This is a genomic window from Rhizobium sp. CCGE 510, assembly GCF_000292525.1.
Taxonomy (GTDB): domain Bacteria; phylum Pseudomonadota; class Alphaproteobacteria; order Rhizobiales; family Rhizobiaceae; genus Rhizobium.
Genome location: NZ_AEYF01000045.1, coordinates 894,038 through 916,511, shown reverse-complemented (window position 1 = coordinate 916,511; position 22,474 = coordinate 894,038). Strand labels below are relative to the sequence as shown.

Here is a 22,474-nt window from a genome sequence, read left to right as displayed (position 1 = left end):
AAAGAAAAGCCCGGACGCAGCCGAAGCTGCGTCCGGGCGAAATGCTTACCGATCAGACGAGGTCGAAACGGTCGGCGTTCATGACCTTGGTCCAGGCGGCGACGAAGTCCCTGACGAACTTCTCCTTGGCATCGGACTGGCCGTAGACTTCGGCAAAGGCGCGAAGCTGCGAGTGCGAGCCGAAGATCAGGTCGACGCGGGTACCGGTCCACTTGACTGCGTTCGTGTTGCGGTCGCGCCCTTCGTAAACGCCTTCGTTGCCAGCTGCGGGCGACCACTGCGTGGCCATGTCGAGCAGGTTGACGAAGAAGTCGTTCGTCAGCGTTTCCGGGCGGGAGGTGAAGACGCCATGATCGGGCGTGCCCGCCTTCAGGACGCGCAGGCCGCCGACGAGAACCGTCATTTCGGGTCCAGTCAGCGTCAGCAGCTGGGCACGATCCACCAAGGCTTCTTCCGGTTTCATGAACTGCAGGCGTTTGCTGTTCACATAGTTGCGGAAGCCGTCGATGCGCGGATCGAGCGCCGCGAAGGAATGCGCGTCGGTCTGTTCCTGCGATGCATCCGTGCGGCCCGGGGTGAACGGCACGCTGACGGCATGACCGCCGGCGGCTGCCGCTTTCTCGACGCCAGCAGCACCGGCGAGGACGATCAGGTCGGCCAGCGAGATCTTCTTGCCACCGGTCTGGGCGGCGTTGAAGTCCTTTTGAAGGCCTTCGAGAACGCCGAGTACCTTGGCGAGTTGCGCCGGCTGGTTGGCTTCCCAGTCCTTCTGCGGGGCAAGGCGGATGCGCGCGCCATTGGCGCCGCCGCGCTTGTCGGAGCCGCGGAAGGTCGAGGCGGACGCCCAGGCGGTCGAGACCAGCTCCTGCACGCTAAGACCGGTTGCCAGAACCTTTGCCTTCAACTCGGCGATGTCCTTGTCGTCGACGAGCGGATGATCGACAGGCGGGATCACGTCCTGCCAGATCAGGTCTTCTGCCGGAACCTCGGGGCCGAGATAACGCACCTTCGGTCCCATGTCGCGATGGGTCAGCTTGAACCAGGCGCGGGCGAAGGCGTCGGCGAACTGATCGGGATTTTCGAGGAAGCGGCGCGAGATCTTCTCGTAGACAGGATCGAAACGCAGTGCCAGGTCGCTGGTCAGCATCGTCGGCAGATGCTTCTTGCCGGCATCATAGGCATCCGGAATGGAGGCGTCGGCGTTCTTGGCCTGCCACTGATGCGCGCCGGCCGGGCTCTTCGTCAGTTCCCACTCGAAACCGAACAGGTTTTCGAAGAAGTAGTTGCTCCACTTGGTCGGCGTCTGCGACCAGGTCACTTCGAGGCCGGCGGTGATAGCGTCCTTACCGACGCCGGTGCCGAAGCTGCTCTTCCAGCCGAGGCCCTGGTCCTCGATGACGCCGCCTTCCGGCTCGGCGCCGATGAGGGACGGATCGCCCGCGCCATGCGTCTTGCCGAAGGTGTGACCACCCGCGATCAGCGCCACGGTCTCTTCGTCGTTCATCGCCATGCGGGCAAAGGTTTCGCGGATATCGCGCGCCGAAGCAATCGGATCGGGATTGCCGCCCGGGCCTTCCGGATTGACGTAGATGAGACCCATCTGCACGGCGCCGAGCGGTTCTGCCAGCTGGCGTTCGCCGCTGTAGCGTTCATCGCCCAGCCAGGTGCCCTCAGGACCCCAGAAAAGCTCTTCGGGCTCCCACACGTCGGCACGGCCACCGGCAAAGCCGAAGGTCTGGAAGCCCATGGATTCGAGCGCAACGTTGCCGGTGAGGATCAGAAGGTCGGCCCAGGAGATCCGGTTGCCGTATTTCTGCTTGATCGGCCACAGCAGACGGCGGGCCTTGTCGAGGTTGGCGTTATCAGGCCAGCTGTTCAGCGGCGCAAAACGCTGCTGGCCCTGACCGGCGCCGCCGCGGCCGTCGGTGATGCGGTAGGTGCCGGCGCTGTGCCAGGCCATGCGGATGAACAGGCCGCCGTAGTGACCGAAGTCGGCCGGCCACCAATCCTGCGAATCGGTCATCAGCGCATGAAGATCCTGCTTCAGCGCCTCGAGATCGAGCTTCTTGAACTCCTCGGCATAGTCGAAGGCCTGACCGAGCGGGTCGGCGCGGCCGGAATTGTGGTGAAGAATCTGCACGTTCAGCTGGTTCGGCCACCAATCGCGGTTCGCGCGGGCGGCTGGAGCCTTGTGATGTGCAACAGGACATTTGCCTGTGCTGTCAGTGGGATTGTCCATGATTGTCTCCTTATTGCTTGATCTGTCTACGGTCCAACATGAGCCCAGAGCCGGCGCTCACTCTGCGATGCATCTTCATATCCGAAGCCTATGATAATTTTAAGTTGGATTTACTGATTGCTGCGATAAGCTGATCTTATGAAGAACCTGACCCTGAAACAGCTGCGTTATTTTGAAGCCCTAGCAAGGGATGGCCGTTTCCGGCGCGCTGCCGATGCCTGTGCCATCTCTCAGCCGGCTCTCTCGATGCAGATCAAGGAACTTGAGCAAGAGTTGGGCAGCGCGCTTTTCGAGCGCAACGCGCGTGAAGTAAAGCTGACGGCCTTCGGCCAGACCTTCGCTTTCAAGGTCCGCGAGATCCTGCGCGGCGTGGACGAGCTGGGTGAGCTGGCGCGCGCCTCGCGCCACTCCTTCCTGACGCGGCTGCGCATCGGCATCATACCAACGATCGCGCCTTATCTGTTGCCGGTTATCATAAACGATCTGAACAATACTTTCGCCGGCATTCAGATCGAGGTGCGCGAGACACAGACGGCAAAGCTGGTTCACGAGCTTACCCAAGGCCAGCTGGACACCGCAATCGTTGCCTTGCCTGTGTCGGAACCGTCGCTGACCGAACTCGAGCTCTTCAAGGAAGAATTCGTGCTGGTGCGGCGGCCCGAAGACGAAGGCAAACCGGTGCCCGAACGCGAGGCTCTGCGCGAAATGCGGTTGCTGCTGCTGGAAGAAGGCCATTGCTTCCGCGATCAGGCCTTGTCGTTCTGCAAGATAGGGTCGGCCCGCCCCCGGGAAGTCATGGAAGGCAGCTCTCTCTCCACCCTGGTCCAGATGGTCAGCGCCGGCATCGGCATCACTTTGATCCCGGAGATGGCGGTTCCTGTGGAAACGCGCTCGGCGCACGTTTCGATCTCCCGCTTCCCGTCGCCGCAGCCGTCGCGAACGATCGGCATGGTCTGGCGCAATTCCACCCCGATGGCCAAACAGCTCCTTCAGGTTTCCGAGGCGGTTCGCCGCTCGGCCGAGACGATGCGCGCACAGCATGCCGGCCCCGTGACGAGCCAGGCCAGCCGCCGCGGCTAGAGCATGATGCCGAAAACTGCCGACCGCTTTTGGCATTCTGCTTTATTGCGTGAGCCGCAACGTATCTCCGCGAATGGCTGCGGCGATCGTCTCATAGACGGTCTTGATTGTGGCCGGCGATGCCGTGAAAAAATGTGCGGTATTGGTGGCGCAGTTGCGGATATTCACCACATCGGCATCGCTGCTATAGGACAGAGTGTAGATTTCAATGCCACTCTTCTTCATCGCCGAGCATGCGGCCAGCATCGCAGAAGTGGCAACCTTGTTGCAGGCTGACGATTGGGTTTGAGAACAGATCCAGTCGAACTTGTCGTTCGGGTTATATTTCGTATTCATTGCCCCGTCGGTCATGAACACCATGATCTTCTGCACGGAATCGGATGCGACTGCAGGCGAGGACTTGTCTCCCCACAGGCCCTGCCATTTCGGCGACAACGTGTACCATCCCGCGACCACGCCGGCGTCCAGCCGGGTGGAGCCCTCGGATGTCAGCTGGGTCACGACGTTTTTTAGATAGGAGAAGTCGCCGCTCAGCGGGGTGATCGGCGGCGGACAGAAACTCGTTCCCGATTTGGGGTTGGCATCCATTGCGACGAAGGCAGAGGTGGTCGGCGGCGCATCGCTCATGCCGTAAGCGCCGATCGCGCCGGTATCGTTGACATCGACATCGGCGCGCGGCTCGATGCAGCCCATCCAGTAATAATTCTTGGACGTGGACATGACCGGCGTGATGCCATCGATCCAATAACCGAGCGTATAGGCGGGGGAATTGTAGACCGATGTGGGATCGGTCCAGCGTTTGGGAACCGCAGCTGTTCCACCATACGATTTGAGCCAGGCCGTATTCGCCATGCCGAAATTGACGCGGCTGGAAAAAGGCACGATCGAGATTTTGGTTTTGTCGACGAGCGACGCGTTAGACGAAAAGGCCTGCAGGAAGCCGCCGACGGCGGTTTGCATGGGCGCAAAGCGGTTCTCCTCGATCATCGAACTCGACACGTCGAGAACCAGCGCGATTTCCAATTGCTTCACTCCCGGCAAGGCCGCGCAGGATCTGACACTGATCGGAACGGACGCGATATTGGCCATTTGCATGAAGGTGGTGGGAACGGCGTCCGCCACGTTGAGGCATAACTCCGCCTCATCGCTCGAGACTTCTGGTTTGCCGACGACGGCGGTCTTGAGCGCCCCATTCGCGGAGAGGAAGGCGTTGACCGTGCCCGATATGCTCGCCTCCGGCATTCCATGCTTATATTTCGATGCGGCCGCGAGCACTGCGGAATCTGCGGCCGACTGCAAATCTATCCGGTCGTTATAAGCTCTGGTGAAATCGATGGAGGCGCCGACCGCTAGAAGGAGCGGTACCGCGACCAAGATGAAGATGATTGCAACGGCCCCGTCCCGATTGTCGATCAGGCGGGAAAGAAAAGACAAACGGCGTTTCATATGCATCAGCTCAAACGATCTTCAGTTCTCTCATGTCCTCCCGAGGCAGGGCTAATGCGACACCGTTAACGACCGGGAAATGCCGGGCCGTCGGCAAACGATAGGCGAAAGTTTCAAGCGCGAATCGTATAATAGTGCTGATTCTGGATAATACGGCGCTGATCGACGTCGCTTCATTGCCTTCGCCGGAAAGGCCCGAGCGGGTTGAGCTCCATCCGGCTGAGCCCTTGAACGAACGTCGGACCCGCTCTGCGGGATGTGTCGAAACGAATGCAGCGCGTATCAATTTACGCGCCGACTGCACAGGGTCATAGGTCCAGAGATTTGCGAGCGCCCACGTCCGGGCGCGTCGACCCCTCGCCTTAAGGTCGCCGTTTGAACGTATGCTCGGCTGCCGGAAATTTTCTCGACCGGACTTCGTCGGCATAGGTCGCCGCAGCCTCGGTGACCCGCTTGCCGAGTTCGTCGTAGCGCTTGACGAAACGCGGCGTAAAATCGTTGAACAGCCCGAGAATGTCGTCGGAGACCAGGACTTGGCCGTCGCAGGCTGACGAGGCGCCGATACCGATGCTCGGGATGTGCATGGCCGCCGTCACCTCTCGGGCGAGCGGTTCCACCGTGCCCTCGATGACGACGGCAAAGGCGCCCGAGCCGCCGATGGCGTGCGCGTCACGCCGGATCTTCGACGTCTCGTGTTCCGAATGTCCGACGGAACGATAGCCCCCCGCGGTATGAACCTGCTGAGGCATCAGGCCGATATGCCCCATCACCGGGACCCCTCGCTTCGTCACAAAGGCGATGGTCTCGGCCATCTCCTCGCCCCCCTCCAGCTTGACGGCATCACAGCCGGTTTCCTGCAGGATGCGGACGGCATTGCGGAAGGCAACCTCTTTCGATTCCTGATAACTGCCGAACGGCATGTCGACGACGACGCAGGCCTTGCGGACGCCGCGCATCACCGCCTTGCCGTGGGCGATCATCATGTCGAGCGTGACGCCGATGGTGCTCTCCATGCCGTAGAGCACCATGCCGAGCGAATCCCCGACCAGCAGCAGATCGCAATGCTCATCGAGCAGCCGCGCCATCGGCGTCGTATAGGCGGTCAGGCAGACGATCGGCTTGCCGCCCTTCATGGCTGAGATGCGCGCTGGTGTCAGGCGCTTTTGAATTCCGGCCGCGCTCATCTGGTCACTCCCTTTCCCGGCAAACTCCGCCCGCCGATCACTCTGTTACCCGCGAGCACCCTGTTATCCCCAACGACCCTGTTGTCGAGAAGCCGGGTCGAGCCGAGCCGCACGAAGAGCGCGACGACGACGGGGCCTGTGATCGCAACGACCGGCTGCAGCGTCAAAGCATCTCTGACGGCAACGACCTCTGGCTTTGCCAGAGGCTCGCGACTGAGAAACGCCGTCAGCTTTTTCTCGAGCTCTCCCGGATCCGTCAGGCCGCCGGCGACGAGACGTTCCGCTTCGTCGAGGGTCTGAGGCACGATGACCGCGGCGCGGCGCTCCGCCTCGCTGAGATAGACGTTGCGCGACGACAATGCGAGGCCGTCGGCGTCCCTGATTGTCGGCACCGATATCACCCGCACCGGCACAGCCAGATCATCCACCATGCGCTTGATGATGACGACCTGCTGGTAGTCCTTCTCTCCGAAATAGGCGGTCTGCGGCTGCACGATGTTGAAAAGCTTATTGACGACGGTGGCGACACCGGCAAAGTGCCCGGGCCGGACCGCCCCTTCGAGCTCGCGGCCGAGATCGGGAACGTCGACGACGGTCAGCATCGGCTGGGGATACATGTCCTCGACGCCGGGCGAAAAAAGGAAATTGACCCCGACTTGCTTCAGCATGGCTGCGTCGCGTTCCAGATCGCGCGGATATTTGCTCAGGTCTTCGGCCGGGCCGAACTGCAGTGGATTGACGAAAATCGAGACGACGACGATGTCGTTCTCGGCGCGCGCGCGCGCAACGAGTTCCATATGACCGGCATGAAGATAGCCCATCGTCGGAACGAGACCGACAGTCCTGCCCTGCCGCTTCAGCGCATCGAGCGTGTGGCGCAGCTCGTCAATACTCGAGAAAACCCGCATATATCCTCCCCGCGGCCGGTCACTCCATCTTGGGCGCGGATAAGGACTGTAATCGATGCTGGAGGTCAATGCATTTGCTTGATAAAAACGATTAGATGAAACGACATTCCGAAACGCCGAGGGACATCAGCCGGGGAAACGGCATTTCGCCACAGGGCTGCCGCGCCGCTTCCGAGCGGCTTGCAGCGCGAGCGACGATGTGCGACTTCCATCACTCGCCCTTTTCGTCAAGATACCATCATAGTCGGTCGCTATGGACGTTACATGGAGGACGCATGGACAAGCCCTGGAAGATCAGCCGTGGACCGATTGCGGCAACCGAGCTCGACGTTGAGAAGGCAACCGCAATCAATATGCTGTTGATCCGGCCGGTCGGCGTGCTTCCGGCCAAGCCTGGAGATCCGATCCTTCCCTTTGCCGTCGGCCTCTTCAACGAACTCCGCCCGCTCCTGAAGCCCGAAGGCGGCGTGACGACGTTGAGGCGGGCGACCGCCGCCTATGTTCACTGCCGGCGCTACTATTTTGCAAGCGCCCAGCCCGATTCCGTGCGGCATGGCGTTGACGGCGAACCGGTCGAACCAATGTCGCCCGAAGACCGGCTGGTCGCGCAAAAACGCTTCCTGAGCCTCAAGCAAAGCGCCGGTAAAGTCGACGCGCCCGAGCCGGCAGCACCGGTTCCCCCTCCCTTGTTGAGCAAGAGCGAACAGATCCGCGCAGCCCTTCTCGGCAGGAAGGGCGCGTCAGCCAGAGCAGGATGACAATGGGTTTGCCGACATCCTTCAAGCCGTTCGTGCGTCTGCAACACCGATATAAGTAGAACCTGGTGTTGTATTTCGCCGGAGATAATATCCGAACTGCTGGCAAAACCTTCATGCCGGCCTCAAGTATATTTTGCTTTACATACCGTTAATGCAATTGCGCTAATTTTAGCATCAGTCAGAAACCTCCTTCGGACCTGTTAGAATGACGCGTCTCCTGATTGCAGCTTCCCTATTCGCATTGGCCGCAGTCCAGCCCGGCGCGGCCGCCGATCTTTCCGCCTATAAACGGCCGCTGACGGTCCCTTTCGAGGGGGTGACGGCCTATTCCCCGCAATTGGCGACGCTTGGCAAGATGCTGTTCTTCGACCCCAGGCTTTCCGGCAACAAGAACATGACCTGCGCCAGCTGTCATAATCCTTCCTTCGGCTTCGAGACGCCGGTGAAGACCCCGATCGGCGCGGCCAATACCGCGCTGGCACGCCAGGCGCCGACGGTTTTGAACGTTGCCTGGGTGTCACCCTTCTTCTGGGACGGCCGCGCGCCGAACCTGGAGCAGCAGGCGGCGGGGCCGATCACCGCTGCCGCCGAAATGAACGGCAAGCTCGACGACGCCGTGGCCGAAATGCAGGACATACCCGATTACAAGAATTGGTTCGGCGAGGTGTTTCCCGACAAGGGCATCAGCAAAGAGACCCTTCTGACGGCGATCGCCACCTATGAGCGGACGGTGGTTTCCAACTGGTCGCCCTTCGATCGCTGGGTGGACGGTGACGAGAAGGCGGTCTCCGACAGTGCCAAGCGGGGCTTCGAGTTGTTCACCGGCACGGCGGGCTGTTCCTCCTGCCACACGGGTTGGAATTTCACCGACAACAAATTCCATGACATCGGCCTGCCAGGCGACGATATCGGCCGCTACAAGATCGATGCGAGCAGCCCTGGCAATAAATACGCTTTCAAGACGCCGGGCCTGCGCAACACGCTCTACCGTGGCCCTTACATGCATGACGGAAGCCTGAAGAGCATGGACGAGGTGATCGTCCATTACGAAAGCGGCGGCGTCAGCCGCCCATCGCTCGATCCGGCGATGTCGCCCTTCCTGCTGACGGAAGAGGAGAGCAAGGATCTGATCGCCTTTCTGGGAACTTTGACCGCCGAAAAGCAAGACATCCCCTTGCCGACGCTGCCGAACTGAGGTGCAGGCAATGAAACTCTCCATACGCATGCAAATTCTCGTGCCGATGGTGGTCACGATCGTCGTCGGCTTCGGCAGCGCATTCCTGATCGGCGACCAGGCGGTTACCGGCCAGACCCGGGTCGCCGCGGTGGTGCAGGAGGCGGTGAACGCCAAGCTGGCCTCCGCTCATATCGAACAACAGTTCCGGCAGGCCACATCGGTGGTCGAGCGGGTGCTATCGATGACGAACTTCGTACCGGCGACCGAGGTCAAGGCTCAGTTTGACGCGACCGACGGTGCGCTCGCGCAATCGCTCGATGAGCTTGGCCGCATCGATCTAGCGACGTCGTTGACCGAGGGGGTACGATCCCTCCGCCAAGCGCATGAGGTCTGGGAAAAGGATGTCAGGATCAGCCTTGGGCTGCAGCACGCGGACGAGGTCCCGACGACCGAAAAGCTGGTGCGTTCGCAGCAGGCGATCCTGACCGGGATTGCTGCCGTCAATGCCATCGTCGACAAGATTGCGACAGAGAGTGTGGCCGACGCCGGCAGCGCGCTGGAGACGAAGATCGAAATCGAATTGGCCTTGGCGGGCCTTGCGGCGGTCGTCGGCCTGGGCATTCTGATCGCCATCGCCCGGCACGTGTCGCGCCCGATCCAGCGCATCACGCAATCCATGCAGCAGCTCGCGAGCGGCGAGACGGACAAGGCGATCCCCTATGCGGGGCGCCGCGACGAGATCGGCCTGATGGCGGGCTCGGTGGAAGTCTTCCGCCAAAACGCCATTGCCCGCACCCAGCTCGAAGGCGAAGCCGCGGAGAACCGGCGGCTTGCGGAGGCAAACCGACTTGCCGACCAGGAGCAGGCGGAGGCGAGCGCGGCCGAGCGGTTGACGGTTGCCACGTCGGGGCTCGCGGCCGGTCTGAAGCGGATGGCGGAGGGCGATCTCGCCTTCAAGCTCTCGGACCGGTTCGCGCCGGAATTCGAACCCCTCCGAAATGATTTCAACGCCTCCGTCGAGCAGCTCGGCGGTACGCTCCTTTCCGTTTCCGAAAGCGTGTCGATCATCAATTCCGGCACTCGCGAGATCAGCAACGGCTCCAATGAACTCTCCGGTCGCACCGAGCGGCAGGCGGCGACGCTCGAACAGACCGCCGCGGCGCTCAGCGCCGTGACTGCCAAGGTCAACGAAGCCTCCAAGATCGCCGAAGAGGCCCGCGGTGTCGCCGACAGCGCCAATCGCAGCGCCGTGGCCTCAGGCAAGGTCGTGGCCCAGACGGTCGAGGCCATGGGGCAGATCGAGGAATCGTCCAAGCAGATCAACAACATCATTAGCGTCATCGACCAGATTGCCTTCCAAACCAACCTCTTGGCGCTCAATGCCGGTGTCGAGGCTGCCCGAGCCGGCGAGGCCGGCAAGGGTTTTGCCGTCGTCGCCCAGGAGGTGCGCGAACTCGCACAGCGCTCGGCCCAGGCCGCCAAGGAGATCAAGGACCTGATCGGGCGGTCGTCCGCCAAGGTCACCACCGGCGTCGAACTGGTCAGTCAGACCGGCGCAGCACTTGGCGACATCGGCCGCTTCATCGTCGATATCAACCGGTTCATGGAAGCACTGGCAGGCGCGGCGCGCGAACAGTCCACCAACCTGTCGGAAGTCAATGCGGCCATGCACCAACTCGACCAGGTGACGCAGCAAAATGCCGCGATGGTGGAGGAAACCACAGCCGCCAGCGTCACGCTTGCCGGCGAGGCCGAGCGCCTGCGCGAACTGGTCACCCAGTTCGAACTGGGCAGGACGGAACCCGGCGCACGGAGCTATCGCGACGCTGCCTGAGCGGGTGCGAGGGAGATGAGCCCCTCGCCCGCGATAGCGCCATCAGCATCGGGCCGAGCGCGAACTCGCTGCGTTCGGCGCGGCGCGCCAGATCCCTGAGATAGCCGCCGGCGGAGTTGATGCTCTCTCCCCGCTGTAGAATACAGGCCATGACGGCGGCGGTGTTCTCCGGTCCCATCACCTTCGCCGCTTCTTCATAGGCTGACGGGCTTACGCCCAGCATCGAGCGCACGACGACCGCCGCTGTCATCAGGTCCCGCCAACTGGCGATCGTGGCGCCTGGCCCATAGTCGACAATGTCAGGGCAGGCCTGCAGAACCATGCCGAGCGGGAAAGATTTCAATACCGCAGCATTCTTCCGGGCAATGGCCCGCGATCCCTCCCCGTCCTTCCCCGCCATTCCGGATTCGCGCCTTTCCAGCCCTGCCCTCGGCTCGTAGTCTCGGTTCGCCTTCTGCCGCGTTTCCAAGCTCGGTTCAGATTCAGATGTGGATTCAGGGTTCGAATTCTGTATGTGGCGCTCAATATGGGATTCATTGGTGCTCGCTATCTGACTTTCTTCTTGCGATTCCAATGTGTTGATGATGCCAAGTCGCATCGCCTCGAGTTCTTCGAGTATAGGCGACAGATTTTCGAGTGTTGCTGCCCTCGGGATGCGCTGCAGGAGCCCATGAAGCATCGAAGAGATGCGCTCCCAGTCGCCGGGGATCGCCTCCGCAACGGCCGCGGAGACAAGCTTGGCGATATCCCGACGGCAGATCGTCAGCCGCTCCTTCATTGCGCGCAGCATCTGCCGGTCGGCGGCGATGCGGGCGGCGATCGTTTCGATCTCGGTGGCGCGGGCAAGAAGCGGCGCCAGGCTGAAGCCGTAGGCCTCGTCGACCCCGCCTTCCCTGTTGCGCTTGATATAGCGCTTGCCGTTCGGACTGTCTTTGCGGGAGACAAGCCCGGCCTCGACGAGACCAGCGAGATGCCGGCGCAATGTCGCGGCGGCCATGCCGCGTGCCCTGAGGCAAAGCTGCATGTTCGAGGGAAAGACGACCAGTCCTTTTTCGCCGGACAGCTCGTCGTCAGGAAAAAATGTCAGCAGCGCATCGAGCACCGTCAGTGCACGATCGCTCACGCCGAGACTCGCGCGGGCCTCGCAGACCGATCTGAACAGCTTCCACTTGTTACGCCTCGTTCCGGCCTCGATCGCTTCGCCTCGCCGCTGTTTCAGCAGCATGGCAAGCGACATCGGCCGCCGCCCGAAGGGCGTCGTCACACATTCACTCTCCATTTCCTTCACCTTTCAATCAGGCAAAAGAAATCCGCTCACCAAACGGTGCCGACTCTTGACTGGAATTCGTGAAAATGCGATTCTCTGTCTTGCTTAAGGATAGGAGAAGGGCTTCCACGACCTGGTCGTTTGGGGGCCTTTTTCTTTTGCGGTTTCAGTCTCCTTGATTGCTCTCCTCGGCGAGGAATTGCTCATAGAGCGCATCCAGCTTGCTGGAGAGAAATTTTCCGAAGCGGCCGGCATTCCTGGCTTTCATCGAAAGCGAAAATGCCTTGCCGTCATTCTTGATTTCCGCCTGGATTGCCTTGTCCCCCGGCTGCCATTTGACCCTGCCTGCCGCGGCCTGGGATTTTTTCACCGGCCGGTCGCTTTTGTTCAGCGCCGTGTAGAGCGCTTCGAAACGTTTGTCGGAGGGTAATCCAAGAAAGTCGTTGCCTTTCAGGACCTTGACGATATCCGCCGCATTGGATGCCTTGCCGGCGAGCAGCGAAAGCTCCACCCAGCGCTCACGGCCGATACCTGGCGCTGCGCCGATCGCCTGGACGACCTCCGGTGAGATCCGATCCGTCACCGAAATCATCTTCGAGATCGAAGCTGCATTGGCGGCGAGTGCTGTCGATATGACCTCCCTATCGTAGCCAAGCTCCTCCAGCCGCCTGGCGAAGAGCGCGCGCTCGATGAAGGTAAGATCGGCTCGGGCCGAATTTTCCTGCCCCTGGGCGATGACATGAGTCCGGTCGTCGATCGCCTTGACGACCGCCCTGACATTGCGGCCGAGTTCGCGGGCCGCGCGCAGCCGCCGATGGCCGAAGACGACCTGATAGCGGCCGTCGATCTTGCCGTGGGGACGCACCAGGATCGGCGTATCCTGCCCGCGGGCGCGGATCGCTTCGACCAGCGCGCGGAATTCCTCGTCGTCCTCGGACAGGCGGTCCTTGACGAAGGAGGCCTCGACGACATCCGGATCAAGATCGACGACCGCCTCGCCCTCCAGGAACTTCTCCGCCTGTTTGGCCAGTTCATCCAGCGAGCGGACAAGCGACCGGCCGGCCCCGCGCATCGGATAGTTGGGCGCGCCAGCGCTCTCGTCAGGCATGTCGGCCAGCCCTTCCAGAAGATTCTTTCGTGCCATCACGTCCTCCGATTGCGGTCAATCAATTGATTCGGTTCAAGGAAACGGTGAATTTGTCAGCCGACAAGTTCATCGCCCCCATGCCTGGTGAATGAGATCGGCAATCTCTGCGTTGACCGAACCCATCGCCTCCAGCGCCCGATCGTAGGTTCCCCGGTTCATCGACGAACGCTCCACCTCGTAGAGCGTCTGCTTGGTGATCCCGGCATCCGAGATCGCCGTCGACTTGACCATCTGGTTCCGGAGCATGAACTCGTGGAACATCGTCGACATGAAGCCGACCATCTGCGCCTGCGGCACGTCGGTCGGCTCGTAGCGGGTGATCAGATAGCGATACCAGGAGAGGTTCACTTCGGCGCCGGCGGCGCGGATCGGCTTCAGGATGCCGCCGAGCATCAGCAGGAACTGGCCCATCGACATGACGTCGAGCATCTGCGGATGGATGGTGATCAGCACGCTTGTTGCCGCCGTCAGCGCCGTCAAGGTGAGGTAACCGAGCTGTGGTGGGCAATCGATGACGACGACATCGTAGCGATCGTCGACTTCGGCAAGGGCGCGCGAGATGCGGGTGAAAAACGTCTTGCCCTCATTGGTCGATTTGTCGGCCATGGCGAGCGGCGTGTCGTATTCGTATTCCTGCAGATCGAGATTGGCCGGCACGATATCGAGGCCGGGAAAATTCGTCCTGTGGATGATGTCTGCGAGCGGCTTCCTCTCGCCGTCGTAGCGGATCGCTTCGTAAATGGATGAGGCCTGGTCGAACTCCGGCTGAAAACCGTGCAGGGAGGACAGCGATGCCTGCGGATCGAGATCGACGGCAAGCACGCGGTGGCCGGTCAGCGCAAGATGCTGGGCAAGATGGGCTGATGTCGTCGTCTTGCCGGAGCCACCCTTGAAATTGACGACGGCCAACACCTGCAGCTTCTCTTTACCGCGGCGATGGGGAACATACATCCGGCTTTCGGAGCGGCCATGGACATCGAGATATCGCCTCAGTTCCAGCATCTGCTCGGCTGTGTAAGAACGGCGCCCGGAAGGCGACGTCTGCGGGCAGGGGCCTTTGCCTTCGAGATGCAGTTTCTTCAACGTGCTTTGCGAGGCGCCGACATAATTCGCCACCTCCGCCAGGGAGAAGCGGCGCAGCGTCTTCTGCGCATTGGGCGGAAAGCGCTGCACGCTGAGCAGATGCAGCTTCTTTGAAATCACGTCGCCCTGTTCGAGAATCTGATCCTCGAATTGCAACGGCGCCTTGTTCAAGGCGGTCAAATTAGCGTTCATCGGCAGCAATCTTTCGGATAACGATTTTCGGGCTCAAAAGCCCTTCTAATCGTTATTATCCGCGATTCTCCGATGCCGGCCAAGAATTTTAAGGTTAACGCATATTAACCTTTTCGGTGCTCGTCCAGGTACTTGGCCGATGCAGCATGAATGTCGGGAGGGACTGAAAACTTCGGGGCCGGGGGCACGGAAAGCGCGCCCCCGGCCGCCACCCGGCCGAAGGGGAGGGGGCATCGGCCGGCTTAATTCACAGGGGTTTCCCCTGACGTGATCCGCTGCTCATCGGCGGCAAACAGGTGAACGGCATCATGGATCGGAGCAATCCTCAGCACTTCGCCGGGAGCCGCCCTGATCCGCTCCCGGAAGACGCAGGTGAGTGTCTGGGTTCCCAACCGGACGATCACCAGTGTTTCCGAACCCGTGGGCTCGACGACGACGGTCGTCGCCTCGATGCCGCTGGGATCCAGGAGAATATGCTCGGGACGAATGCCATAGGTCACGGCATCGCTCGGGCGGCGCTCGCTTGGAAGCAGCAGCCCGTCGGCAGTTTGGAACCCGTCCTCGGTCATGTTGCCGCCGATGAAATTCATCGCGGGCGAACCGATAAAGCCGGCAACGAAAAGGTTGTTGGGGCGGTCGTACAATTCCAGCGGCGAGCCCGACTGTTCGATCACCCCGTCCTTCATCACCACGATCTTGTCGGCCATGGTCATGGCTTCGATCTGGTCGTGGGTGACGTAGATGGTGGTCGTCTGCAGCCGTTGATGCAGTTCCTTGATCTCGGAGCGCATCTGCACCCTGAGCTTGGCGTCGAGGTTCGACAACGGCTCATCGAAGAGGAAGACGGCCGGGTCACGCACGATCGCCCGACCCATGGCGACGCGCTGCCTCTGGCCGCCCGACAGCTGTTTCGGATATCTCTCCAGCAGACTTTCCAGGCCGAGGATCTTGGCGGCGTTGCCGACCCGCTGATCGATTTCCGTCTTCGGCATTCGTTTCAGCCGCAACGAAAAACCCATATTCTTGGCAACGGTCATGTGCGGGTAGAGCGCGTAATTCTGGAACACCATGGCGATGTCCCGATCCTTGGGCGCAAGCTCGTTGACGATATGCCTGCCGATCTGGATCTGCCCTGAGGTGATGCCCTCCAGGCCGGCGATCATCCTGAGCAACGTCGACTTCCCGCAGCCCGAGGGGCCGACCAGAACGACGAACTCGCCGTCGCCGATGTCGACCGATACGCCTTTGATGGCTTTGAAAGCGCCGTAATCCTTGCGCGCATTGTTGACCGAAACATGGGCCATTGCAGTCCTCCTGAAATCGCTATCAAAGCCTGCTCAAGACATTTTTGAGATAATCGAGGCCGAGACGCTCGCCCTCCTTACGCGCCGACAGATCCTTGCCAGGCCAGCCATAGGCGGCGTCCTCGTGCTCGATCGACAGCGTGCCGTCAAAGCCGGCCCCACGCGCCTGGCGCAGCAACCGCGGCCAGTCGATGAGGCCTTGCCCCGGCAGCTTGTATTGCCACCAGCCCTTGCCGTGATAGCCGACGGCCTGCAGGACCTCTGTATCGACTGCCGTGTCCTTGGCATGCAGGATGGCGATGCGATCCTTCACCGCTTCCATCGCCTGATAGGGATCGACGCCGATGCGGATGAGGTGCGAGGGGTCGAATTCCAAGCCGAAGCGAGGATCCGGGATCCGCCGAAAAAGCTCCTGCCATCCTCTCGGCGTCGTACCGATGAAATTATCCCTAGGACCCGGCCAGTTTTCGATCGCGAAGATCAGGCCGGAGGATTGCGCCTCGGCGATCAGCTTGATTGCGAATTCGGCGAAGTCGTCATAATTGGCGTCTTCGCCGGCGCTGTCGTCGCGGCCGGGGAAAATCACGAAGATCGGGACGTCGGCCTCACCGATTGCCTTGGCAAAATCGGCGGTTTTCGCCCGAAGCTCCCGGCGCTTGTCGCGGTCGGCGTCGAGCTGATTGCCGAAATAGGTGATCGAAGAGACGAACAGGCCGCGGCTGCGGGCGAGGGCGACGGCGTTCGGCACCTGATCCGGCGTTTTGATATGGCCGCCGACATCAATTTCGATGGCGTCGAACCCCGCCGATGCGGCGAAATCCACCACCTCCTCGAATGGGCGATCATTGAATGTCGAGGTATAAAAGCCGATCTTCATCAAATCCTCCCATCCCTACCAAAATCACTGGGTCCGTGCCGGCCGTTTCAGCTGTTCAGGCGATCCATGTTTTTGAGCGGCGACCGGGTACGTTGAGCGGCGTCAGCCGATGCGAGCATCAGCGCCGCCGCCATCGGCATGGCCGCCGCCCCCATCGCCGAAGCATCCTCGCCGAGCGACGCGCGATGAAGCGAGGGCAGGTTCCTATCCTCAGGGTCGAGATGCTCGTGCACATAACGCAGCAACTCGTCGACGATGCGGATCGGCAGCCTGCCGCCGACGAGGACGGCGTCGGGATCGACGATCATGCCGATATGCTTGACGGCAACGGCCAGATGCGCGCTCATTTCCTTCAGCCACTGCGAAACCAGGCGCCTGCCATGCGCGTCCAGGGTCAGGAGGTCGTGTGGAACACTCACCTCGACATCATGCCGCGCAAGAAAATCGTAAAGCGAAAACAGCGAGAATATCTCGCCGAGGAGCTGGACCTTATGGCTCTTCTCGTCCCTGCCATCGGCAATTGGAAGCCAGCCAATCTCGCCGCTGAGGCCCATGGCGCCGCGATGACCGTTGCCGTCAAGCACGAGACCTCCGCCGGGGCAGGCATTGATGGCGATGTAGAAGAAGCTGCTGCTTTCGGCACCCAGTCCATAATCGAGCTCGGCAAGTGCTGCGGCATTGGCTTCATTTTCGATGAAGACAGGATGCTGTGTCAGGTTCTCCAGTGCCGCGCGCACGTCGAATGCCGTCCATTCCTGATAGGTCTTGGGTTTGCCGAGGAGCGAAATCTCCCCAAGCCAATCCGGCATCGCCAGACCGATGCCGGCCAGGCGCGCGTCGTCGATCAGCCGGCTGCGCTGGAAATGCGAAATCGCATCTGATGTCAGCTGCAGGAATTCCGCCGGCAGGATGAAGCGCTTTTCATGATGCACGCGGGCACGAACATTGCCGACGGCATCGACGGCCAGGACGGTCAGATGATCGCGATCGATATTGATGCCGATCGCAAAACAGGCATCCGGATTGATCTCGAGCTCGATCGCCGGCTGCCCTCTCAACCCATGCCGCCGGCGGGCTTCCATGATCAGCCCCTCATCCAGCAGGCGATCGACGATCCGGGCGATCGCCGGTTTGGTAAAACCCGTCTGCCGAGCGATTTCGGCGCGTGAGATCGGTGCCTGGCGATGGATGCAGCGCAGGACGACGGCCCTATTGTGCTCGCCTGCATCTTCGACATTGGCGCCGGTCAGATCTGGCGACGGCCTTGCGCCGAGCGTCTGGTTCATGGGGTCGAATCCTTCCTCACGCATGGAGATTGACCGACCCTCATCCCTTCACCGCGCCGCTGGTCATCGCGCCGAGGATCAGCCTCTGGAGCGACAGGAAGGCCACGATCGCCGGAACGACCGAGATCAGGCAGGCGGCGGCGAGAAGCTGGATGGACGAGTCGGTCTGCATGCCACGGAAGTTAAAGATTCCGACGCCGATCGGCATCAGGTCATTTTTGGTGAGCAACAGGAAAGGCACCAGGAATTGCGACCAGCCGGCAATCACCGTGATGATGAAGACCGAGGCGATGCCCGGCGCCGACAAGGGCAGAACAATACGCCAGAACACCGAAAACCTGTTGCAGCCGTCGATCATCGCGGCTTCGTCAAGGCTGCGCGGAATGCCGTCGACCGTGCTTTTCAAGAGCCAGGTCGCCAGCGGAACGCCGAGCGCGATATAGACCATGACGACGGCAAAATGGGTGTCCAGCATTCCGAGACGGTTCATGTAGCGGTAGAGCGGCACCATGATGACAAGCGGCGAAATCATCTGGAAAAGCAGCAGACCCATCATCGACAGGCCTTTGCCGCGGAATTGAAAGCGGGAAAAGGCGTATGCCGCGGGCAGTGCTACGATCAGCACGCCGAAGCCGCTCAAGGCCGCAAGCTTGAGACCGTTCCAGAGATAGACCGGAAAATAGCTGTTGTTCAAAACGGTGATGAAATTGTCGATGGTGGGGTTCTGAGGAATATAGCGCGCCGCGCCGCGATAGATCTCGCGCTTGTCACGCATCGCCATCGACAGGAGATAGGTGAGGGGGCCGGCGAAGAAGATGAACATCACCAGCATGAAGAGATAGCTGAAGGCATCGCCGAGCCGCGTTCCGGTCCGTCCGCTCATTGCTCCTCCTCCTTCGGCAGGAATGACGCGTAGACGAAGGCAAGCCCGAGGCTGATGATCAGCATCAGCACGGAGAGCACGCTGCCGCCTGACAGATCGTAGTTTCTGAAGACGATATTGAAAACGTAGAGCGAGATGACCTCGGTCGCGCGCCCCGGACCGCCGCCGGTCAGCGTGATGATCGCATCGAAGGTATTCACCGTCTGGATCGTGATGAGGATCATATTGACGAGGATCGCCGCGCGCAGCTGCGGAAGGGTAATGAAGAAGAACTGCTGCGATGCGGTTGCGCCATCGACCTCGGCTGCTTCGTAGAGCGAGGGATCGATCGCCTTCAGCGCCGCATACATGACGACCATCGAAAAGGCCGTGCCACGCCATATGTTGGAGATCAGCGTCGACCATGGGGCAATTGCGGGATCGGAAAGCCAGGCGACGGTCGGCATGTGCATCAGCCGCAGGATGCTGTTCAGCGCGCCGTACGGCGCTTCGGAAAACAGCATCTGCCAGATGATGCCGCCGGCAATGCCGGGGACGACCCAGGCGATCAGCGCCGTCGTTCTCAGGATCGTGGTGCCGAACAGGCCGCGTTTTTCGCCGCGGATAACCACGACGGCAACGGCAATACCCAGAATTTGCTGGCCGATGACGCTGCCGCCGACGAAAATCAGCGTCGCCCATAAAATGTCGGGCAGCTGCGGCGAGCTCAAGGCATTGACGATCGAGCCCAGCGTATAGTCCTGATTGTCGCCGATCAGCGTCGCATTGGTAAATGACAGCCTGAAAACGTCGATGACCGGATAAAGATAGAAAATGCCGATGACGATGATCACCGGCATGATCCAGGGCAGGGGCGCCCCGGCGAAACGGCGCATGAACGATCTGCTTTGAGGCGGGATGTCAGCCTCGATGGCAATAGGGCTCATTGGCTTCTCTGTCCTGACTTGGCAAAGCCGGCGACGCCTACGGGCAGGCGCGGCCGTTGTCTGAGGCGTTGGAGATAGCTGCCCCTCACCCTAACCCTCTCCCCGTAAAACGGGGAGAGGGGACGTGCCTTACGAGGCGCTGGTGAGGGACGGAGAACTCGCGGCTTGTCCCTTCGCCCCGTTTACGGGGAGAAGGTGGCGGCAGCCGGATGAGGGGCTGGCCACGCACAGCATCACAGACGCTTGTAAGCCTCCATTGCCGCATTGAAGGCGGCCTTCAAAGCGTCCTCCGGCTTTTTGGTGCCCGAGAGAACGTCGCCCATCATGATCTGGATCTGGTTGGAGATCTCGGGGTAGATCGGCACGCCGGGGCGTGCCTGTCCGTCGACCAGAGCCGCGGCGAAGGTCTTGTTGGCTTCGGTGGAGAACACCTCATATTTGTCGAACAGCGATTTGCGGGTCGGCAGCTGCTGCTGCAGCGCGTTTGCCGGCCCCATATAGACCTCGCGTGCGAGGTTGGCGCACATCTCGACCTTGTCCTTATCCTTGCTGAAGGAGGCGATCGTCCAGCCGCCGGTCCCGGTCGAGCGCTGATCGGCACTGGGACCAGGGATTGGCGAGAAGGTCCAGTTCTTGAACTCGTCCTCGTCGAGCGTGGTCTTCAACTGCGCATATTGCCAGTTGCCGCCGATGAAGAGCGCCGTCGTCGCCGCTGCGGCCGCAGCATTCATGTCGTCGTAATTGGCGATGGTGCTGACGCGCTTGGGCGCTGCGCCGGAATCGACGAGATCCTTGAAGTAATTCAGTGCTTTGAGGAATTTCTCCTTGTTCTCGCCTTCGCCGAATACCGGCTTGCCCGAGTCGTCAACGAGCTTGCCGCCGAGCGCCCAATAATTTGCGAGCCAGTCGAAGGTCGTCCCTTCCCAGCGCCCGCCGTTGAAGAGCACGCCTTCCATGCCTTCCTTGGTGGAGGCGAGCGCGGCCTTTTTCAGATCGTCCCAGGTCTGCGGCGCATCCGCGACGATCGACTTGTTGCGGTAGAGCACCCGAAGGTCCGTGTCCCACCACCATGCCCGGACCGTCTGGTCTTTGTCGGTGATGCCGCTGCGGATGAAGGGGAAGAGGTCAGCCACTTCGTCTTTCGAGAAGTAAGGCGTGAAGTCCGCCAGCACGTGATTGACCATGAACTGCGAAAGCACGAAGGAGTCGACTGCGGCGCAATCGGGCGCATTGCCGGCCTTGGCCTGCTCCAGCATCTTGGCCTGTTCGGTGCCGATATCAGACGACATGAACTGCATCTGCAGTTTCCAGTCGGGATGCTTCTTGATGAAATAGACGAAGAGCTTCTGATAGCCCTCGGCGATCGCCGGATCCGCATTGTTCGGACTGTCGTTCGTCAGACGGACGACAAGGGATTTCGGGGCATCGGCAAGGCCGATCCTGTCCTTGGTAGCAAGTTCCTGGGCATATGAAACGGATGCTGAAAATAACATTGTGCTCAGCGCAAATGCGCTGACGGTGGCGCTCTTCATGATGGGTCTCCTCCCCATTTGGAACGAATACAGCCTGGCGGTCGGTTGACCTCTCCTCATTTCCGTGCTGCATTAATTAGATTAAGTTACTTTGATTTGATGTCAAGCCAGAGCTTTGGCAGGCCAGACCTTGGGAGGTTGAGATGCTGGCGACGATCAACAGCAGCTAGCGCATATTCCGGCAATTTCCAGAGGAAGAGCACGAGGCAATCGCGGATCGCCGCGACGGCCCGGGCCGTCTTGCCCGGCTGCGGAGGCGGCCGGAAACTGTAACTCTATGGGAGGAAAACATGCGCTTACTCATTCTCGGCACCGGCGGCATGGCCAACCAGCACGCCGCAAAATTCAAGGCGATCGAAGGCGTCAGCGTCGTCGGCGGCGTCGATGTCGTTCCGGAAAGGCTTGCTGCCTTTTGCACCGAACATGGCATCGCCAATCAATTCACTACCCTCGAAGAGGCTCTCGCCTGGGGCGAGTTCGATGCGGTTGCCAACGTCACGCCTGATAACATCCACCACCCGACGACGCTTCTGGCGATCGCCGCCGGCAAACACGTCTTCTGCGAAAAGCCGCTTGCCACCGATGCGCTCAAGGCGATGGAGATGACCGAGGCGATCGAACGATCCGGCAAGGTCGGCATGGTCAATTTCACCTATCGCAATTCGCCCGCCCTGCAGAAAGGCCGGCAGATGGTGCTCGCCGGCGAAATCGGCGCGGTGCGCCACGTCGAGGCCTCGCACCTGCAAAGCTGGCTGGTCGGTCGACACTGGGGCGACTGGAAGAGCGAAAGCAAATGGCTATGGCGGCTGAGCAAGAAGCATGGATCGAACGGCGCACTCGGTGATATCGGCATCCACATCGTCGACTTCGCCTCATACGGTTGTGGGCTCGACGTCGCCCATGTCTTCGCGCGGCTGAAGACCTTCGACAAGGCGCCCGGCCGCAAGATCGGCGAATATGATCTCGATGCCAATGACAGCTTCACGATGAATGTCGATTTCAGCAATGGCGCGATCGGCACGATCCAGGCGACACGCACGGCAGCCGGCCAGATGGATCAGCTGCGTCTGAGGGTTTACGGCGAAACCGGCTCGATCGAGATGATTTACGATACCGGACAATCAACGCTGCGCGCCTGTCTCGGCGAAGACGTGCACACCGCGACGTGGCGCGACGTGCCGTTCGATCCTGTCGAGACCAACTACCAGCGTTTCGTCCAGGCCGTGCGGGCCGGCAGGACGCAGGAACCGTCGTTCCGCCGCGCCGCCAACATCCAGAAAGTCCTCGATAAGGCGCTGGCCTCCGATCTCGGCCACGCCGACGAAGCGCTGGCGTGATGCAGGATGCGAAT

Annotated in this window: 18 protein-coding genes; 5 read left to right on the top strand and 13 right to left on the bottom strand. The window is 61.0% G+C overall.

What is annotated here, in order from left to right:
* Positions 1-52 precede the first annotated feature (52 nt).
* A complete protein-coding gene (gene katG / locus RCCGE510_RS28175) occupies positions 53-2,239 on the bottom strand; it encodes a catalase/peroxidase HPI (protein WP_007635930.1) in 2,187 nt (728 codons plus the stop codon).
* A gap of 138 nt (positions 2,240-2,377) precedes the next feature.
* On the opposite strand from katG, the gene RCCGE510_RS28170 reads away from it, so the two are divergent.
* Positions 2,378-3,319: a hydrogen peroxide-inducible genes activator gene (locus RCCGE510_RS28170; RefSeq protein WP_007635929.1), complete on the top strand. Its 942-nt coding sequence runs from the start codon at positions 2,378-2,380 to the stop codon at positions 3,317-3,319.
* A gap of 42 nt (positions 3,320-3,361) precedes the next feature.
* On the opposite strand, the gene RCCGE510_RS28165 is transcribed toward RCCGE510_RS28170, so the two are convergent.
* From RCCGE510_RS28165 to panC, 3 genes are all read right to left on the bottom strand, one after another.
* Positions 3,362-4,753, bottom strand: a complete 1,392-nt coding sequence (locus RCCGE510_RS28165) for a TadE/TadG family type IV pilus assembly protein (protein ID WP_240539691.1) — start codon at positions 4,751-4,753, stop codon at positions 3,362-3,364.
* A 374-nt stretch (positions 4,754-5,127) separates the two neighbouring features.
* Positions 5,128-5,949: a 3-methyl-2-oxobutanoate hydroxymethyltransferase gene (gene panB, locus RCCGE510_RS28160; RefSeq protein ID WP_007635918.1), complete on the bottom strand. Its 822-nt coding sequence runs from the start codon at positions 5,947-5,949 to the stop codon at positions 5,128-5,130.
* Entirely contained in the window at positions 5,946-6,857 is a 912-nt protein-coding gene (gene panC, locus RCCGE510_RS28155) for a pantoate--beta-alanine ligase (protein ID WP_007635916.1), read from the bottom strand. The genes panB and panC overlap by 4 nt, the downstream gene beginning before the upstream one ends.
* Before the next feature lie 275 nt (positions 6,858-7,132).
* On the opposite strand from panC, the gene RCCGE510_RS28150 reads away from it, so the two are divergent.
* The 3 genes from RCCGE510_RS28150 (at position 7,133) to RCCGE510_RS28140 (ending at position 10,626) form a co-directional block, all read left to right on the top strand.
* On the top strand, positions 7,133-7,615 hold the full coding sequence (locus RCCGE510_RS28150; protein ID WP_007635914.1) for a ProQ/FINO family protein: 483 nt from the start codon (positions 7,133-7,135) through the stop codon (positions 7,613-7,615).
* Between the two features lie 205 nt (positions 7,616-7,820).
* Entirely contained in the window at positions 7,821-8,810 is a 990-nt protein-coding gene (locus RCCGE510_RS28145; RefSeq protein WP_007635911.1) for a cytochrome c peroxidase, read from the top strand.
* A 10-nt stretch (positions 8,811-8,820) separates the two neighbouring features.
* The gene (locus RCCGE510_RS28140; protein WP_007635909.1) at positions 8,821-10,626 is read left to right on the top strand and encodes a methyl-accepting chemotaxis protein; all 1,806 of its coding nucleotides are present in this window, start codon (positions 8,821-8,823) and stop codon (positions 10,624-10,626) included.
* Here the strand turns inward: RCCGE510_RS28140 and repC are convergent.
* The 9 genes from repC to RCCGE510_RS28095 all read right to left on the bottom strand — a co-directional run bounded on the left by repC (position 10,565) and on the right by RCCGE510_RS28095 (position 21,123).
* Positions 10,565-11,905, bottom strand: coding sequence for a plasmid replication protein RepC (gene repC, locus RCCGE510_RS28135; RefSeq protein WP_007635907.1), 1,341 nt, complete (start codon positions 11,903-11,905; stop codon positions 10,565-10,567). The genes RCCGE510_RS28140 and repC overlap by 62 nt on opposite strands.
* A gap of 154 nt (positions 11,906-12,059) precedes the next feature.
* A complete protein-coding gene (repB, locus tag RCCGE510_RS28130; RefSeq protein ID WP_007635905.1) occupies positions 12,060-13,037 on the bottom strand; it encodes a plasmid partitioning protein RepB in 978 nt (325 codons plus the stop codon).
* A 69-nt stretch (positions 13,038-13,106) separates the two neighbouring features.
* Positions 13,107-14,315, bottom strand: a complete 1,209-nt coding sequence (repA, locus tag RCCGE510_RS28125; protein ID WP_007635903.1) for a plasmid partitioning protein RepA — start codon at positions 14,313-14,315, stop codon at positions 13,107-13,109.
* A 242-nt stretch (positions 14,316-14,557) separates the two neighbouring features.
* Positions 14,558-15,619 (bottom strand): sn-glycerol-3-phosphate ABC transporter ATP-binding protein UgpC, encoded by a 1,062-nt coding sequence (ugpC, locus tag RCCGE510_RS28120; protein ID WP_007635901.1) that lies wholly within the window; start codon positions 15,617-15,619, stop codon positions 14,558-14,560.
* A gap of 22 nt (positions 15,620-15,641) precedes the next feature.
* Positions 15,642-16,496, bottom strand: a complete 855-nt coding sequence (locus RCCGE510_RS28115) for a sugar phosphate isomerase/epimerase (RefSeq protein WP_007635899.1) — start codon at positions 16,494-16,496, stop codon at positions 15,642-15,644.
* A 47-nt stretch (positions 16,497-16,543) separates the two neighbouring features.
* Positions 16,544-17,782 (bottom strand): ROK family transcriptional regulator, encoded by a 1,239-nt coding sequence (locus tag RCCGE510_RS28110; protein WP_007635897.1) that lies wholly within the window; start codon positions 17,780-17,782, stop codon positions 16,544-16,546.
* Between the two features lie 40 nt (positions 17,783-17,822).
* Positions 17,823-18,665: a carbohydrate ABC transporter permease gene (locus RCCGE510_RS28105; RefSeq protein WP_007635896.1), complete on the bottom strand. Its 843-nt coding sequence runs from the start codon at positions 18,663-18,665 to the stop codon at positions 17,823-17,825.
* Positions 18,662-19,591: a sugar ABC transporter permease gene (locus RCCGE510_RS28100; protein WP_007635894.1), complete on the bottom strand. Its 930-nt coding sequence runs from the start codon at positions 19,589-19,591 to the stop codon at positions 18,662-18,664. The genes RCCGE510_RS28105 and RCCGE510_RS28100 overlap by 4 nt, the downstream gene beginning before the upstream one ends.
* A gap of 233 nt (positions 19,592-19,824) precedes the next feature.
* On the bottom strand, positions 19,825-21,123 hold the full coding sequence (locus RCCGE510_RS28095) for a hypothetical protein (protein ID WP_007635893.1): 1,299 nt from the start codon (positions 21,121-21,123) through the stop codon (positions 19,825-19,827).
* A 290-nt stretch (positions 21,124-21,413) separates the two neighbouring features.
* Here RCCGE510_RS28095 and RCCGE510_RS28090 point away from each other — a divergent pair, with 290 nt between their 5' ends.
* Positions 21,414-22,460, top strand: a complete 1,047-nt coding sequence (locus RCCGE510_RS28090; RefSeq protein ID WP_007635892.1) for a Gfo/Idh/MocA family oxidoreductase — start codon at positions 21,414-21,416, stop codon at positions 22,458-22,460.
* Positions 22,461-22,474: the final 14 nt, after the last annotated feature.

Bases quoted from the DNA above. Each gene is read 5' to 3' on its own strand.
- RCCGE510_RS28090 (WP_007635892.1), top strand. From the start codon at position 21,414: ATGCGCTTACTCATTCTCGGCACCGGCGGCATGGCCAACCAGCACGCC.
- RCCGE510_RS28110 (WP_007635897.1), bottom strand. From the start codon at position 17,782: ATGAACCAGACGCTCGGCGCAAGGCCGTCGCCAGATCTGACCGGCGCC.
- RCCGE510_RS28100 (WP_007635894.1), bottom strand. From the start codon at position 19,591: ATGAGCCCTATTGCCATCGAGGCTGACATCCCGCCTCAAAGCAGATCG.
- repB (WP_007635905.1), bottom strand. From the start codon at position 13,037: ATGGCACGAAAGAATCTTCTGGAAGGGCTGGCCGACATGCCTGACGAG.
- repA (WP_007635903.1), bottom strand. From the start codon at position 14,315: ATGAACGCTAATTTGACCGCCTTGAACAAGGCGCCGTTGCAATTCGAG.
- RCCGE510_RS28140 (WP_007635909.1), top strand. From the start codon at position 8,821: ATGAAACTCTCCATACGCATGCAAATTCTCGTGCCGATGGTGGTCACG.
- RCCGE510_RS28095 (WP_007635893.1), bottom strand. From the start codon at position 21,123: ATGAAGAGCGCCACCGTCAGCGCATTTGCGCTGAGCACAATGTTATTT.
- katG (WP_007635930.1), bottom strand. From the start codon at position 2,239: ATGGACAATCCCACTGACAGCACAGGCAAATGTCCTGTTGCACATCAC.
- RCCGE510_RS28150 (WP_007635914.1), top strand. From the start codon at position 7,133: ATGGACAAGCCCTGGAAGATCAGCCGTGGACCGATTGCGGCAACCGAG.
- panC (WP_007635916.1), bottom strand. From the start codon at position 6,857: ATGCGGGTTTTCTCGAGTATTGACGAGCTGCGCCACACGCTCGATGCG.
- ugpC (WP_007635901.1), bottom strand. From the start codon at position 15,619: ATGGCCCATGTTTCGGTCAACAATGCGCGCAAGGATTACGGCGCTTTC.
- RCCGE510_RS28170 (WP_007635929.1), top strand. From the start codon at position 2,378: ATGAAGAACCTGACCCTGAAACAGCTGCGTTATTTTGAAGCCCTAGCA.
- panB (WP_007635918.1), bottom strand. From the start codon at position 5,949: ATGAGCGCGGCCGGAATTCAAAAGCGCCTGACACCAGCGCGCATCTCA.
- repC (WP_007635907.1), bottom strand. From the start codon at position 11,905: ATGGAGAGTGAATGTGTGACGACGCCCTTCGGGCGGCGGCCGATGTCG.
- RCCGE510_RS28105 (WP_007635896.1), bottom strand. From the start codon at position 18,665: ATGAGCGGACGGACCGGAACGCGGCTCGGCGATGCCTTCAGCTATCTC.
- RCCGE510_RS28115 (WP_007635899.1), bottom strand. From the start codon at position 16,496: ATGAAGATCGGCTTTTATACCTCGACATTCAATGATCGCCCATTCGAG.
- RCCGE510_RS28145 (WP_007635911.1), top strand. From the start codon at position 7,821: ATGACGCGTCTCCTGATTGCAGCTTCCCTATTCGCATTGGCCGCAGTC.